Below are 15043 nucleotides of genomic sequence, written 5' to 3'. Positions count from 1 at the left end.
CGACGCCGAGCGCGGCGATCATGATCGCGCGGTGACGATTGCAGCTGGCGAATGGCAATTTTTGCATGGCGCGTAACGCTCCCTTCAAATGTCGATGGCGCGGTTCTTACAACTGGGGCGCTGAATGCACCTTGAGCCGGGCCAGAAAGGTTCGGTTAAGATTGTCGTGCGGCCTCAGCGCTCACGGGCTTGCCAGCACAATTGGCAAAAACGGAATTGCCGTGAATGCCGTCACGCCAGACCGCGCGCCGTCAGCCATTGCCGCGTGATCGACAGCGCCTCGGCGAGCTTGTCGGGCTGGCCGGCATAATAGTGCGTCGCGCCCCTGATGACGTGCATCGTCTTGTCGGTGCTGCCGGCCGCGTTGAAGATCGCTGCCGTATGCGGCTGCGGCACCGCATCGTCGGCGGAATTCTCGATCGCCAAGAGCGGGACCGAAACCTGCGCCGCGCATTTCAAGCCATCGGCACGGCTGTCGTCGATCGACCATTGCGACAGCCAGGAGCGCAACGTGGAAAAGCGCGCCAGCCCGACCGGTCCGGTATTGGCGGTCTCCGGATTGCCAAGATAGCACCAGTTTGGTTTACGGTCGTTTGGATCGAGCGCGGGATCGAGAAAGCGCGGGTCGGCCAGCGTGCGGTGGGTGACGAAGCCGCGCTCCAGTTCTGCGGTGTTGCGCGCCTTCAGCGTCGCCAACGTCCCCTTTACCCAGGCGGTAATCCTGCGCATGCGCGCAAGCTGCGCCGCACGATAGGCTGCGATAAAGTCCGCCGAATAGGGCGGCCGGTTCGGATTGCGCGCGTTGGAGATGTCGAGCGTAGGATCGCGATTGTCCGGATCGTGTTCGTCCGTCACAGACGGATCGAGCATGTCGCGCAGCATGGTCGCGCGCGAAATGTGCGCGGCCTGGACGATGACTGCATCGGCGGGGATCAGGTCCGCGCTCGCAACGCCGACCGGATCGCCCGCCGGCGTCTGCGAGATGGTCGGATGCTCAGCCTGCGACTGGTAGAACAGGGCCAGCGATCCGCCGCCGCTCCAGCCGGCAAGCACGATTTTCTTGTAGCCCCATTGCTCCCTGGCGTGGCGGATATAAGCGCCAAGATCGAGCAGCACCTTTTCAAGGATCAATGCCGTGTCGTTCTTCGCATAGCGGCTTGCCGCGCACAGCACGTGCCACCCGGCTTTCACGGTGGCTTGCGGTACCGGGAGAAGCTGCAAGGTCGAGGCCGGATGCATGAAGATGAGCAGCGTGGAGGAAGGCGCGCCTTTTGGCGTCATCAGCAGGCCCTCGAGATTGACCGCGCCCTGGTTTCCGGAAAAGCCATAGGTTTCGACGAAAGCAGCGTCTTCCTTGTACGTGATGTGCACCCAGCGATAATCGATGTCGTGCTGTGTCATGTTGGCGTTTTAGCTGAGACGCCAAAGCGTGCAACAAGCGCAGCAAGCCTCCGGCGCCCCGCGTTGTTATCGCAGCGCAACAGCCGCTGCGCCTTGAACACCCCATTGCCCTGGTTATGATCCCCAAAACAAATTTTGGGAGGACGGTATGAGACGGCGCGATTTCCTGGGCGTCATGGGTGGAGCGGCAGCCTTGGCCTTGCCGCACCGGGCGCAGGCGCAATCCGTGGCGCAATGGCCGGATCGGCCGGTGCGGCTTCTGGTCACGGTCGGGGCGGGCGGCGCCGCGGACACGCTGTCGCGCAATCTGTCGAACGGCTTTTCGCAATTCGCCAATGGCCAGCCGCTGGTGGTGGAAAACCGGCCGGGCGCGGGCGGCACCATCGCCGCGGCCGCGGTCGCGCGCGAAAAGCCGGACGGCTATAACCTCCTGCTCGCCGAGGTCGGGCCCAATGCGGTCTCGCATATGCTCGGCGCCAAGGCGCCCTACGATCCGCACACCGCGTTCACGCCGATCGTGCATGTCGCCAATCTGCCGGCAGTGGTGCTGATCCGCCCCGATCTTCCCTACAAGACGCTGACGGAATTCATCGCCGCGGCAAAGCAGCAGCCGGGCAAGTTCAACTATGCTTCGGCAGGGCCAGGCAACTGGACGCATCTGTTCATGGCCTATCTCAACAGCCAGGCTGGCATCGAACAGGTCAACGTCGTCTATCGCTCCGGCTCGGAGATGCTGACCGCGCTGTTGCGCGGCGAGGCCGACACCGCCGTCATTACCGTGTCCACCGCGCTCGGCCAGATCAAGGAGGGCAAGATCCGCGCTCTGGCAGGTCTCGCCAACCGTCCGATGCGGCAATTGCCGGACGTGCCGCCGGTCGCCGCAACGCTTCCGGGCTTCGATGTCGCGGTGTGGCACGGCATCGCCGGTCCCGCGGGCATGGACCCGGCGCTGGTGAAGCGCATGAACGGGATTTTCAACCAGGTGATGGAGGTGCCGTCCGTGCGCACTGCCATCACCGAGGCGCAGGCCGCCGATATCATCGGCGGAACGGCGGACCAGTTCGATGCCTTCATCAAGAGCGAATTGAAGCGCTGGCCGGATGTTGTAAAGGCCGCGGGCATCAAGACGGAATAGCTGCCCGCTACAAACCGGACTCGACGGCGCGCAGCAGCCGGTAGCGCATCGCGCCGTCGTTGCCGGACAGCGAGATGACGACGCGCACCCGGCCGCTGCCTTTGGTGTCCGCAAAGCCGGCAAGGGTGCGTACGCCGTCGAGCGTCCCCGACTTGGTCAGGCTGCCGTCCGGACCGCGCAACAGATCGGCATGTGGCGCGAACAGCGCCAGGACTTTGGCAAGGCCGCGGGCGGTGAAGCTGTTTCCCCGACTGATGCCGGAGCCTTCCTCCAGCCTGATATCCGCGGCAAGACCATGCGCGGCGAGCTTTTCGTTCGCCACTTTCAGCGACTTTTCCAGACTGACCGGCCCGCCGAAGCGCCTGGCGCCGATCTCCAGGAAAACCTGATTGGTGATGTAGTTGTTGGAGGCCTTCAGCAGTTCGAACAAAATCTGCGACAGCGGCCGCGATTGTCGATGCGTGTAAATCGGCTTGAGACCTTCGGGCACGGCTCCGATGGTGACCGGGCCCTTCACGCTGCCGCCGGTGCGCTCAATGAATGCGGCGATCAGTTCGCCGGCATATTGCAGGCTCACCGCTGGATCCTGGCTCAGGCTGATGCGGCCGCGGCCTTTGGGACCGCGTGCGCGAAACTCGCTGATGGCAAGCGGAGTGATCGGGGTCTGCTTTTCGCCGGAGCGCACGTCGTTGCCCTTGCGCACCGCATTGATGGTGTTGAAATTCACCGCCAGCGCCGAATTCAGCGCGTCATAGGAGCGCCGCGAATCCTCGACGCCGGGGATGCGAAGGTCGGCGGGATAATAGCTGGCATCGAGCACAATGCCTGTGAGCGGCCTTTTGCCGGTGACCGCGACCAGCTTCTTTGCAAGCTCCGCGAGTTCCTCCGAAATCAGGAACGGATCGCCGCCGCCGCGCACGTAGAGCACGCGCTTGCTATCGAGATAGAAGCGCGTCTCGAAACGGTAGTCGGGACCGAGCGTTTCCATCGCCAGCCAGGCGGTGACGATCTTGGTGACCGAGGCGGGCACGAACGGTTTGTCCGCATTTTGTGCGAGCAGCTCCTTGCCGTCTTTGTCCATGACGAAGACGAGGGCGCGGGGCGCGAGTGCCTTAACGCTTTGTGCCGCGTCGGCTATGGCCGGTGCGGGCAGGATCAGAAGCGCAAGGAGGAGCAGACGGGCGGGCATAGGCGATCCGGAAGGAAGAAGGCCGGGCGATCGAAACGTCGTGTCGTCGGTAGGCTGCCGGTAAGTCCTTTATAGGGCGAACGGCATCGGGCAGCCAAACGCGGTTCGGGACGACGCGAAAGACCTGTGATTGAGGCCTGTCGTCTTGACTTGCCGTCAGTGAATCTCCGGCTCCGGAATGGGGCCGCCCGCGAGCAGAAAGTCGAAATCGCAGCCTTCGTCGGCCTGGCCGATATGCTCGGCGAACATCGCACCATAGCCGCGCGTGTAATGCGGCTTCGGCGGCGTCCAGGCGCTCTTTCGCCGCGCCAGTTCCTCGTCGCTGACATGCAGGTGGATGCGGCGGTTCTTCACATCCACCTCGATCTCGTCGCCGGTCTCGACGAGGGCGAGCGGTCCGCCGACGAAGCTTTCCGGCGCGACATGGAGGATGCAGGCGCCGTAGCTCGTGCCGCTCATGCGCGCATCGGAAATCCGCAGCATGTCGCGCACGCCCTGCTTCACCAGCTTCTTCGGGATCGGCAGCATGCCCCATTCCGGCATGCCCGGCCCGCCCTTGGGTCCGGCATTCTTCAGGACGAGAATGTGATCCGGCGTCACATCGAGGTCGTCGCGCTCCACCTCTCGCGCCATGTGGTTATAGTCTTCGAACGCGATCGCCTTGCCGCGATGCTGGGTCAGCCGCTGGTCGGCAGCGGACGGCTTCATCACGCAGCCGTTCGGCGCGAGATTCCCTTTCAGCACCGCCGTCGCGCCGCCCGCATAGATCGGGTCGGAGAGAGGATGGATCACATCCGGCAGATGCACCTTGGCGCCAGCGATATTGTCGGCCAGCGTCGTTCCCGTCACGGTCATGCAGGACAGGTCGAGCAGGCCCCGCAATTCCGCCATCAGCGCGCGCAAGCCCCCGGCATAGTAGAAATCCTCCATCAGGAATTTGCCGGACGGGGTGATGTTGGCGATCACCGGCACCTCGCGGGAAATCGCATCGAACCGGTCCATGTCGAGCGGGATGCCCGCTCTGCGCGCCATCGCCACCACATGCACGATGGCGTTGGTCGAACCGCCCAGCGCCATATGCACCTTGATGGCGTTGTCGAACGCCGCAGGCGAGAGAATTTTCGCGGGCGTCAGATCATCCCACACCATGTCGACGATGCGCCGGCCCGCCGCCGAGCACATCCGCGGATGGCTGGAATCCGCCGCCGGAATCGACGAGGCACCGGGCAAGGCGAGCCCCATCGCCTCGGCGATGGACATCATGGTCGCGGCGGTGCCCATCACCATGCACGTGCCGAACGAGCGCGCGATACCGCCCTCGATCTGGTTCCAGTCCTCGTCAGTGATGTTGCCTGCGCGCTTCTCGTCCCAGTATTTCCAGACGTCGGACCCCGAGCCGAGTTTCTCGCCGCGCCAGTTGCCGCGCAGCATCGGGCCCGCCGGCACATAGATCGACGGGATGCCCATCGAGATTGCGCCCATGATGAGCGCGGGCGTGGTCTTGTCGCAGCCGCCCATCAGCACCGCGCCGTCGATCGGATGAGAGCGCAGCAATTCCTCGGTCTCCATCGCCAGGAAATTCCGATAGAGCATGGTGGTCGGCTTGATGAAGGGCTCCGACAGCGACATCGCCGGCAACTCGACCGGAAAGCCGCCGGCCTGCCAGACGCCGCGTTTCACATCTTCGGCGCGCGCCCGCAGATGCGCATGGCAGGCATTGAGATCGCTCCAGGTATTGATGATGCCGATGACCGGCTTGCCCTCCCAGTCGGCCTTGTCAAAGCCGAACTGGCGCAACCGCGAGCGGTGGCCGAAGGAACGCAAATCGCTGACCCCGAGCCAGCGATGGCTGCGGAGGTCTTCAGGCCGTTTCTGACGCATGTCGCTTGATTCGATTTCTCAGGAAGAATGTCTGACCGGCGCCGCTGAGGCTTTTTCAGCCGCGCGCCGCCGTTCGTACCATTGCGATACAATCACGATAGCCGCAAGCACCGCGCCCGTGCTGTCGGTCGCAGGCCCCGGATTGATGAGCAGCAGGCCGCCCGCGCAGAGCAGCACGCGCTGCCACAGGCTCGCCGCGGTCAGAAAGTAGCCGTGCAGGCCGCCTGCGAACAGCAGGACGCCGCATGTTGCTGTGAGGAATGCCCCGATGATGGCGGGCCAGGTGCCGATCATCAGCAGGGCCGGCTCGAACACGAACATGAACGGGACGATGAAGCCCGCCGCGCCGATCTTCACGGCCGCCCAACCGCTGGCCCACAAATCCGCCTTGGCAATGCCCGCCGCCGCGAATACGGCAAGCGCCACCGGCGGCGTGATCGCCGAGAGCACCGCGAAATACAGCGCGAACAGATGCGCGGCCGGCGGGATCACCCCGAGCTTGACGATAGCCGGAACCAGCAGTGCGGTCATGATGATATAGGCGGGTGTGGTCGGCATGCCCATGCCGAGCACGATGCCTGCCAGCATGGTCAGGATTAGCGCGATCACCAACAGGTCCGAGGCCATCCCCACCACGAACTGCGTGAACACGATACCGAGGCCGGACAGCGTCACCACACCGATCACGATGCCGGCGCATGCGCAGGCCAGCGCCACCGGAATGGCGTTGCGCGAGCCTTCCACTGTGGCATCGAGGATGTTGCGGAGCGTCACCGCATCGCGCGTGGTCTTGCGCAGAAAGGCGACCGGGAAACACGCCGCCGTCCCGCACAGGGCGGCGAGCGGGGCGCTGTAGCCGGAATACATGACGAACAGAATCACGACGACCGGCAGGAACAGGTGCCCGCGGTCGCGCATCACCTGCCCGAGCCGCGGCAACTCGGCGCGCGGCATGCCGACGAGACCGCGACGCTTGGCCTCGAAATGCACGGCGGCGAAACAGGCGACATAGTAAAGCACTGCCGGGATGATCGCCCAGATCAGCACCTGCCCATAACCGACCGCCAGAAACTCGGCCATGACGAAGGCGGCAGCGCCCATGATCGGCGGCATGATCTGCCCGCCGGTCGAGGCGGTGGCCTCGACGCCCGCGGCAAAATGCGGCGGAAAGCCGGTGCGCTTCATCAGCGGGATCGCGATCGGGCCATCGACCATCACGTTGGCAACGGCGCTGCCGGAGATCGTACCGAACAGGCTCGACGACATCACCGACACCTTGCCCGGGCCGCCCGCGGTATGCCCGGTCAGCGCCATAGCGAAATCCATGAACAACTGACCGGTGCCGGTCCGCTCCATGAAGGCGCCGAACAGGACGAAGATCAGGACGTAGGATGCGGACACCGACAGCGGAATGCCGAAAATCCCCTCCGTGGTCATGAACAGCTGATCGAGCAGCCGCATCCATTCCAGCTTGGCGATAAACAGCCCATAAATCAGGAAGAGCAGCGCGGTCACCGGCAACGCCCAGCCGATGACGCGTCGCGTTGCCTCCAGCACAACCGCCGTCAGGATCACCCCGAAAACGATGTCGAGCGGAAACAGGTCGTCGATATAGAAGATCCGGGTGACGATATATTCGTAGTTGATGAACAGATAGAGGATCGGCGCTGCGCCGAGCGCCAGCAGTGCGAAGTCATACAGCGTCGGCGAGAAATTCTGCGTGCCGTTGACGCGGAAGATCAGGAAGGTCAGCGCCAGTGCGAACAGAAGATGGGTGCCGCGAAACATGATCGCTTCCGGCGTTCCGTAGACTATGGCATTGACGTGATACAGCGCCATCGCCACGGCGACGACGGTCGTCACCACGCGCATCACGCCGGAGCGGCTCCATTCGAGCTTCATCGAAAACGCCCTCATAGCGCCCGCTCAAAGCGGCCTTCCGTCACACCCGGACTGTCAGCATCAAACGAAGCGAAGGCGGCCGGCAGCATGCGCCGCCGGCCGGCTCGGCATCACATCTTCAGCTCGACGCCGGCCTCCTTGTAGAATCTCGCCGCGCCCGGATGAAGCGGAACGCCGATATCCTCGGCCATCGCTTTCGGCGTCAGGCCGGCCATCGCCTTGTTGACCGCGGCCATGCCTGCGATGTTTGCGGCCATCGTCTTGGTCATGTTGTAGACGAGCTCTTCGGGCAGCTTGCAGGATGCCACGATATGTGTGGCATAGCCGATCACCTTCACGTCCTTGTCCTGCTTCGGATAGGTGCCCTTCGGCACGGTCACGAGGGTATAGCCCGGGTTAATCTTGCGCATGTCTTCGTACATGTCGGTCATGTCGAGCAGCTTGATGTCACGTGCGGCGGCAAGGTCCATCACGGCGCCGGACGGAATGGTGGTTCCCAGCGTGAAGGCGACCGCGTTGCCGTCCTTCATCTGCGTCACCGAGTCCGTATAGGACACGAAGCTCATTTTCACGTCGTTATAGGTGAGGCCTGCGACCTTCAGCATATGGCCGGTGATGGCTTCACCGGTATTGCCGCGCTGCTGGGTGGTGACGCCCTTGCCCTTTAGGTCTTTCACTGAATTGATCCCGGCATCGGCCAGCACCACCGCCTGGAAATATTGCGGATAGAGTGTCGCCACGTTGCAGACATTGTCGTGCGGCTTGTTGAAGGGCGGGTTGCCCTTGATCGCGTCGACCGTCGAGATCGAATTGCCGAACCCGATATCGGCCTTGCCTTCCTGCACGCCGCGCACATTGGCGATGCCGGCGCCCGGCAGCGCCTGAACCGAGGTGTTGGCGATCGCCTTTTCCCACATGTCCTTGAGCTGTCCGCCCAGCGGGATCCACACGCCGCCCTGCGGCCCGGTCATCATTTTGAGTTCGGCCGCCTGCGCAGAGGATGCAAAGGCAAAGCCTGCGACCAGCGCGGACGCAACGAAGCGCATTCTCATTTGGACGTTCTCCCTGATACCGCCGGATGGCATTTCTTCTTGCTTGCGGGAGACGTTACGCGGGCGGGCGGGGCGGAGACAAGCGGGTTTGCACTGCAGCGTAGCTGCCAGGGGCCGCTAGTCCCCGATATTGGGCGGCAGACGGATCAGAAACTCGGTGCCTTGCTCGAGCCGCACGATGTCGACCGACCCTCCGAGCTGGCGCGCGGTCCCGAGGATGACCTTGACGCCGAGCGACTTCGTTTTGGATGAATCGAAATTCTCTGGCAAACCCTTGCCGCGGTCGGAAAACCGCAATTCCCATGAGCGGTTGTCGCCCTGTTTGAGGCTGACATAGATCGGACCGGTTTCGTCGGCCGAATAGGCATGTTTCATCGCGTTGGTAATCAGTTCATGCGTGAGCACGGCGAGCGCGACCGCCTTGCTGCCGGATATCTGCAGCGGTTCGGCATCCACCTCGATCCGGTGGCGGTAGCCGCCATAGGCATTCTGGCTGTCTTCGCATATTTTTCGCAGGAAATCGGAGAATTCTACGCGGCCCGAATGGTCGGCCTGGTAGAGCTGGCGGTACACGCTGCCGATCGAGATGACGCGATCGCGCGCGCGCGCAAGCTGGTCGCGCGCATCCGGGTCGGCGATGTGCCGGCGCTGCAGGTCGAGCACGCTTGACAGCAGATTGAGGCTGTTCATCACCCGGTGCTGCAATTCGCGCAGCAAGAAGGACTTTTGCTCCAGCAGGGCATTGATCGCATCCGACATGCGCGACAGGGCGGCGCTGAGCTGGCCGAGATCGGTGCGCGGATCGAGCGCGGGAAATCGCGCGTCGGTTTCGCCCCGTTCGCGCTGGTTCACCACCCTGACGATCGCCCGAAGCGGACGCCGGATGAGAATATTTGCGGCCCAGAACATGCCGGCGACTGCGAGCAAGACGGCGACGATGGCGAATAAAATGCTGCGCCAGGCGGTCCGGCGCACCTCGGCGAGCGCGAGATCGCGGTCGATACTGACGGCGGTCAGCAATCCGCTCGGCGCCTCCTCGAGCGGCGCATAGCCCACGATCTGCGGCCGGCCGCGCGCGTCGGACACCTGCATTACTCCGGCTGCCGCCAGCCGTGCGACCGGGAACACGGTCTTTGCGATCGCGCGGGCGTCCTCCTCGCCCTGTTTTGGAATGGTAAAGACCAGCGAACCGTCGCGATCCATCACCGTGACGCGGTGGTTGGTCCGCCAGGGGCGCGCCGAGAGATCCTGCGCGACATGTTCGGGATTGAGGATCAGGACGATCACGCCGCGATTGACGCCGTCGCCCTTGCTGAAGGGCATGCCGATGTGGATTGAGGTTGCCTTGGTGACGCGCCCCTGAACCAGGGTACCGACCGTCAAGTCCCCGGTCTTTATCGGGCCATCGAAATACAGACGGTCGCGGACATCGAGACCTGGCGGGATGTCGATTGTGGAACAGATGAACTTGCCATTCGGATCGATGACAGCGGCCTCGCGATAGGCCGGAAGCGCAGCCACGACCGACCTGAAATAGGCGACGCATTCCGCCTGGTTATCCGGGACGGAAGGGTGGCGGCCCATAGCGATCATCAACTGGCGGCTGCTCTCGACGATCTGGGCAAGTTCGGCCGCCACCAGCCGTGCCGCCGCGAGCGCTTCGTCGCGGGAGTCGCGCTCGAGGAAATGCTGCCAGCGCAACGTATTATAGGCCGTGATCGCCAGCGGCGGCACGAGCGCAACCAACATCACGATGACAAGCCGGTAGCGAAGGCTCATCGCGGACCTGCCGGGTGTTGCCCCTGCAGCGCAGCCTATCAGAAGTTGCCGGAAAACACGCGACCGCCCGTGACGTCGCCGCAACAGGGATATCTCAAGGCACCAGCACGGCGGCACCCGTGAAGCGGCCAGCTTTCAGATCGACAAGCGCATCATTGGCGCGCCCCAGCGGATAAACCGTCGTCGTGGTCTTGACGCCCGCTTTCGGAGCGATCGACAGGAACTCCGTTGCGTCATGCCGCGTCAGGTTCGCGACCGACACGAGCTGGCGCTCCTCCCACAACAGCCGATAGGGAAATTGCGGGATGTCGCTCATGTATATGCCGCCGCAGACGACGCGCCCGCCCTTGCGCACCGCTTTCAACGCTTGCGGTACGAGGGCGCCCACCGGTGCGAAAATGATCGCAGCGTCGAGCGGCTCCGGCGGCAATTCGTCCGACGCTCCGGCCCAAACGGCACCGAGCGAGAGCGCATGCGATTGCGCCAGCGTGTCATGGGCGCGCGTGAAAGCGCAGACTTGCCGACCCTGCCAGCGGCAGACCTGGATGAGGATATGGGCGGCCGCGCCAAAGCCATAGAGTCCGATGCGCCGCACGTCTCCGGCCATGCGCAATGACCGCCAGCCGATCAAACCGGCGCACATCAGCGGCGCCGCCGCGACCGGGTCGTCAAAGCCCTCGAGTGGAAATGCGAAAGCCGCATCCGCCACCACATGCGTGGCGAAGCCTCCGTCGCGCTGATAGCCGGTAAAGATGGCGGCATCGCAGAGATTTTCCTGATCCGCAGCACAATAGGCGCAATGCCCGCAGGTATGGCCAAGCCAGGGAATACCGACGCGGCTGCCAACGGCCGGCGTCGGCACCCCCTGACCGCAGCGCTCGACGATGCCAACGATTTCATGTCCGGGGACAATGGGCAGAACCGGATCCGGCAACTCGCCGTCCACCACATGCAAATCGGTGCGGCAGACCGCACAGGCCTCGACCCGGATGAGCACTTCGCCTGGTCCCGGCTCTGGCGTCGGCCGTTCCTCCATCGCCAGCGGCTGGCCGATGGCATGCAGGACCATCGCTTGCATCGACAATCTCCACGCAATGCAATGCGGAAAAACGCAATAGACCGGGACCATCGGACGAAATCCGCGCCTTGCCAAGATTCGGTCAAACGGTTCCAATACCGAAGCTTTTCGGGAGCCGCTTCATGATCCTTTTCCACCGCCTGTCGCTCGCCGTATTCGCGGCCGCAGGTGTGTGTCTGGCGAACCTTCCTCAAGCGCATGCACAAAGCGGCTGCGACGAGTCGGCAGAGCTTGCCGTGCTCATGTCCCCGGTTGCGCCTTGGACCGGGGCGCCGCTGCGCGCGATATTCGCCGCCGAGAAGCCGGCGCAAGGCGAACTGGCGCTGATCGCGCCGGACGGACAAGTCGCGGCGACGTCGCGCGAACGCCGCGGCGGACCGCCGTTTTTCTGGCTGGTGGAGGTCGCGTCCCCGGTCGCGGGAAAATGGCAGGCACGGCTGACGCGCGACACCGGACCCGCCGACTGCCGCATTGTGACACGCGACATTGCCGTCGCAGCCACGCAGCCGCCGCGGCCAGATTCGGTCAAGGCCAGCGTCTGGCCGATCCGCAATTCCTGGAATCGCGCCACCGAAAATCTGTACTCGGCGTGGATCGAGGCGTTATTCGAGGCGCCGCTCGACACCTCGCCGTCTTGGGCTGCGCTCCATGTCGTCTTGCGCGATCCCGCACGCAACATGCTGCACAATCATCTCGGCCTGCGCGAGGATTCGATCAATCTCTATATCCGTCCCGATTGCGCGGACCTGCCGTATTTCCTGCGCGCCTATTTCGCGTTCAAGATGGGGCTGCCCTTCGGCTATGCCAAATGCACCCGCGGCGGCGGCGGCAAGCCGCCGCGCTGTACGGCCTGGTGGCATATCGAGAAGGAAGAGCCGCTGCCGGAAAACGCTGAAGACAGCCTTGCCGCGGCCAGCCCCGCGGCTGCAGCCGATTCGGTGGCAAAGCCCTCCGGAAACTTGCTTGACCTCTTCAGGCCGCGAGAGCCTCAGCCCGGCTCCGGCACCAGAAGCCGCGATGCGACGTCCGCGCAAGCCTCGCAGCGCCCGGCGGTGCGGCCAACGCCGGGCTTTGCAATTCCGCCATCACCCGACGCCGGCTCCAGGGCGAAGCCTGCGGCGGCGGTGCGCCCGCCGCGTCCGAAGACGCTTGCGCTTGCCTTCGGCCATTACATTCAGTTCAGCGTTGCCGACGGCGCGCATTCCGGCGCGGGACGCACCCGCGCGGCCGACGAGGGCTCGGACTTCTACCCGATCCCGCTCGGGGCCGACCATCTGCGGCCCGGAACGGTTTACGCCGATCCTTACGGTCATCTTTTGATTATCGCCAAGCGCGTGCCGCAGGCAGAAGCCAATGCCGGCGTGTTCCTTGCGGTCGATGCGCAGCCCGACGGCACGGTCGCGCGCAAGCGGTTCTGGCGCGGCAATTTCCTGTTCGCTCAGGATCCGGCGCTCGGCGATCCCGGCTTCAAGCGATTCCGGCCCATTGTGCGCGACAAGAACGGCGCACTTCGCCGGCTCACGGTCGCGGAGATTTCCAAAAATCCCAATTATGCGGATTTCTCGCTTGAACAGACCAAACTTTCGGTCGAGGCGTTCTATGACAAGATGGATGACGTCATGTCGCCCAACCCGCTTGATCCGCTGCGCGCGATGCAAGAAGCGATCGTCTCGCTCGACGAGCAGGTGAGGGCGCGTGTCACATCGGTCGAGAATGGCCGCAAGTACCAGCTTAGCGGCAAGGGCGACGCCTCGATGCCGGACGGCGCCGCGATCTTCGAGACCACCGGCGCGTGGGAAGACTTCGCCACGCCGTCGCGCGACCTGCGCCTGTTGATCGCGATGGATGTGGTGCGCAACTTCCCGGACCGCGTCGCACGCCGGCCGGAGCGTTACGCGATGCCGCGCGACAGGAGCCTTGAGCAGGTGAGGGCCGAATTGCGGGCCGTGCTGGCGAAGGAACTTGAGGCGCGCACGTTCTCCTATCCGCGCACCGACGGCTCGCCATGGACGCTGTCGCTGAAGGATGTCATGGACCGCATCGTCGCTTTGGAGATGGCCTATAACCTTAACGACTGCGTCGAGCTGCGGTGGGGCGCCAGGGAAGGCAGCGAGGAATTCTCGACGTGCAGGCGCCGGGCGCCGCAAAGTCAGCGTGCGAAGATGACGGATTATCGTCCCTGGTTCAGCGAGCGGCGAAGACCGCCACGGACGTGAGCAAAGGCGCATCGGGCCGAGAGCGTCGCAGCGAACGGTCCTTGACCCAATTCAAATCGGACCTTTCAACGTCGCATCGCGGACTTTTCGCAGTTCGAAAACCACGATTCGCACTGCAAAACCATGACGCATTGACCCTCACTCGGGGAAAAGGTAGCGAAAGGTCAATCCATAAGCGCGAGGAACCCGCCATGCTCCGTCTGCTCGCCGCCACCGGTCTTGCCATATCGTCGCTCGCTGCCGCCCATCTTCCGGCCCATGCGCAAACGCCGGCAAAGGACTGGCCGCAGCGTAACGTCACCATGATCCTGCCGCTCGGCCCCGGCAGCGGCGTGGACATCACCACGCGCCTTCTCGCCGACAAGCTTTCGGCCAAATGGGGCAAGCCGGTCGTGGTCGAGAACCGGCCCGGCGGCGACGCCATGGTCGCGATCAACGCCTTCCTCCAGGCAAACGACGACCACACGCTGCTGATGGCGCCGACATCAACCTTCACCGCGCATCCGCTGCTGCACCAGAAGCTGCCTTACGACCCGGCCGATCTCGTGCCGATCGCGCGCGCCACCAATACGCTGATTGCCATCGGCGTGCCGGCGTCGCTCGACGTCAAGACGCTGGCGGATTTCGTCAAGCTCGCCAAGGAGAAGCCCGGTCAGCTCAATTATGCGGGGACGACTGGTGCCGTGGATTTCATGGTGTCGGGCTGGCTGAAGGACACCAAGATCGACGTCGCCAAGATCCCGTACAAGGACGGCGTGCAGGCGCTGAACGATCTCGCCTCCGGACGTATCGAGATTTACGGTGCGGCTTATGCCATCATGCGGCCGCAGGTCGAAGCCGGCAAGGTGAAGGTTCTGGCGCTGATGAATTCGCAGCGCGCTGCGGCTCTTCCCGACATTCCGACAGTAGCGGAGGCGGGATTTCCGGTGCTGACGCTTGATGGGCTGGTCGGGCTGTTTGGTCCGAAAAAGATGTCACCGGAACTGCGCGACCGGATCGCCGCCGACCTGATCGAAGCCGCTTCAGATCCCGAAGTGGTCAAGAAGCTGACCCCGATGGGGCAGGTGGTGCGGCCGGGACCGGCCAAGGAATTCGCCGCCGAGATCGACGAACAGCGCAAGCGCATCGCTGAGGCTGCGAAACTCGCAGGCGGAAAATAACGGCGGCGGTCCCGGCTGCCGCCCTTGTCAGCGCCCGGCATTCGACCGCCGGGCGTTTTTGCATCTGGCGCTGATCCCGGCGCGGACTGCCTTCCGGGCAAATCGCTCGGAGAATGTCCGGCTGTTTTCGTGAGCGGCCCGAGACATAGGTGACATCCCGTACCGGACACATGGGTAACACTTTCTGCCACTTTTTGCGGGCGGGAGGTGTCGATGCCGTGGAAAGCGAGTTCGGTGATGGAGGAGCGCC

Annotated in this window: 10 protein-coding genes; 3 read left to right on the top strand and 7 right to left on the bottom strand. The window is 64.0% G+C overall.

Annotated elements, in window-relative coordinates; genetic code table 11:
* Window positions 1–231: 231 nt before the first annotated feature.
* Complete coding sequence (locus ACK41X_RS18585; protein WP_409726367.1) at window positions 232–1401, bottom strand: alpha/beta hydrolase; 1170 nt, start codon at window positions 1399–1401, stop codon at window positions 232–234.
* Window positions 1402–1549: 148 nt separating this feature from the next.
* On the opposite strand from ACK41X_RS18585, the gene ACK41X_RS18580 reads away from it, so the two are divergent.
* Window positions 1550–2536, top strand: a complete 987-nt coding sequence (locus ACK41X_RS18580; protein ID WP_409726365.1) for a Bug family tripartite tricarboxylate transporter substrate binding protein — start codon at window positions 1550–1552, stop codon at window positions 2534–2536.
* Window positions 2537–2543: 7 nt separating this feature from the next.
* Here the strand turns inward: ACK41X_RS18580 and ACK41X_RS18575 are convergent, their stop codons facing one another.
* The 6 genes from ACK41X_RS18575 to ACK41X_RS18550 all read right to left on the bottom strand — a co-directional run bounded on the left by ACK41X_RS18575 (window position 2544) and on the right by ACK41X_RS18550 (window position 11417).
* Window positions 2544–3725: a D-alanyl-D-alanine carboxypeptidase/D-alanyl-D-alanine-endopeptidase gene (locus ACK41X_RS18575; protein ID WP_409726363.1), complete on the bottom strand. Its 1182-nt coding sequence runs from the start codon at window positions 3723–3725 to the stop codon at window positions 2544–2546.
* A gap of 156 nt (window positions 3726–3881) precedes the next feature.
* Window positions 3882–5606, bottom strand: coding sequence for an L-arabinonate dehydratase (araD, locus tag ACK41X_RS18570; protein WP_409726361.1), 1725 nt, complete (start codon window positions 5604–5606; stop codon window positions 3882–3884).
* Between the two features lie 18 nt (window positions 5607–5624).
* The gene (locus ACK41X_RS18565; RefSeq protein ID WP_409726359.1) at window positions 5625–7523 is read right to left on the bottom strand and encodes a TRAP transporter permease; all 1899 of its coding nucleotides are present in this window, start codon (window positions 7521–7523) and stop codon (window positions 5625–5627) included.
* 95 nt (window positions 7524–7618) lie between these two features.
* Entirely contained in the window at window positions 7619–8560 is a 942-nt protein-coding gene (locus ACK41X_RS18560; protein WP_409726357.1) for a TAXI family TRAP transporter solute-binding subunit, read from the bottom strand.
* Window positions 8561–8677: 117 nt separating this feature from the next.
* Window positions 8678–10339 (bottom strand): sensor histidine kinase, encoded by a 1662-nt coding sequence (locus tag ACK41X_RS18555; protein ID WP_409726355.1) that lies wholly within the window; start codon window positions 10337–10339, stop codon window positions 8678–8680.
* Window positions 10340–10433: 94 nt separating this feature from the next.
* Complete coding sequence (locus tag ACK41X_RS18550) at window positions 10434–11417, bottom strand: zinc-dependent alcohol dehydrogenase family protein (protein ID WP_409726353.1); 984 nt, start codon at window positions 11415–11417, stop codon at window positions 10434–10436.
* 122 nt (window positions 11418–11539) lie between these two features.
* Between ACK41X_RS18550 and ACK41X_RS18545 the strand changes: the two genes are divergently transcribed.
* Window positions 11540–13633: a hypothetical protein gene (locus ACK41X_RS18545; RefSeq protein ID WP_409726351.1), complete on the top strand. Its 2094-nt coding sequence runs from the start codon at window positions 11540–11542 to the stop codon at window positions 13631–13633.
* A gap of 191 nt (window positions 13634–13824) precedes the next feature.
* Window positions 13825–14793 carry a Bug family tripartite tricarboxylate transporter substrate binding protein gene (locus tag ACK41X_RS18540; protein WP_409726349.1) on the top strand — a complete coding sequence of 323 codons (969 nt, stop codon included), beginning with the start codon at window positions 13825–13827 and terminating at the stop codon, window positions 14791–14793.
* Window positions 14794–15043 lie beyond the last annotated feature (250 nt).

This window comes from Pseudorhodoplanes sp. (assembly GCF_046289595.1).
Lineage (GTDB): Bacteria > Pseudomonadota > Alphaproteobacteria > Rhizobiales > Xanthobacteraceae > Pseudorhodoplanes.
Note: the sequence above shows the minus strand (reverse complement) of the source record. Positions and strands in the feature narration are given on the sequence as shown.

Excerpts from the sequence above, each read along its gene's own strand:
- ACK41X_RS18560 (WP_409726357.1), bottom strand. The coding sequence starts at position 8,560 with ATGAGAATGCGCTTCGTTGCGTCCGCGCTGGTCGCAGGCTTTGCCTTT.
- ACK41X_RS18550 (WP_409726353.1), bottom strand. The coding sequence starts at position 11,417 with ATGCAAGCGATGGTCCTGCATGCCATCGGCCAGCCGCTGGCGATGGAG.
- ACK41X_RS18540 (WP_409726349.1), top strand. The coding sequence starts at position 13,825 with ATGCTCCGTCTGCTCGCCGCCACCGGTCTTGCCATATCGTCGCTCGCT.
- ACK41X_RS18585 (WP_409726367.1), bottom strand. The coding sequence starts at position 1,401 with ATGACACAGCACGACATCGATTATCGCTGGGTGCACATCACGTACAAG.
- ACK41X_RS18545 (WP_409726351.1), top strand. The coding sequence starts at position 11,540 with ATGATCCTTTTCCACCGCCTGTCGCTCGCCGTATTCGCGGCCGCAGGT.
- ACK41X_RS18580 (WP_409726365.1), top strand. The coding sequence starts at position 1,550 with ATGAGACGGCGCGATTTCCTGGGCGTCATGGGTGGAGCGGCAGCCTTG.
- araD (WP_409726361.1), bottom strand. The coding sequence starts at position 5,606 with ATGCGTCAGAAACGGCCTGAAGACCTCCGCAGCCATCGCTGGCTCGGG.
- ACK41X_RS18555 (WP_409726355.1), bottom strand. The coding sequence starts at position 10,339 with ATGAGCCTTCGCTACCGGCTTGTCATCGTGATGTTGGTTGCGCTCGTG.
- ACK41X_RS18575 (WP_409726363.1), bottom strand. The coding sequence starts at position 3,725 with ATGCCCGCCCGTCTGCTCCTCCTTGCGCTTCTGATCCTGCCCGCACCG.
- ACK41X_RS18565 (WP_409726359.1), bottom strand. The coding sequence starts at position 7,523 with ATGAGGGCGTTTTCGATGAAGCTCGAATGGAGCCGCTCCGGCGTGATG.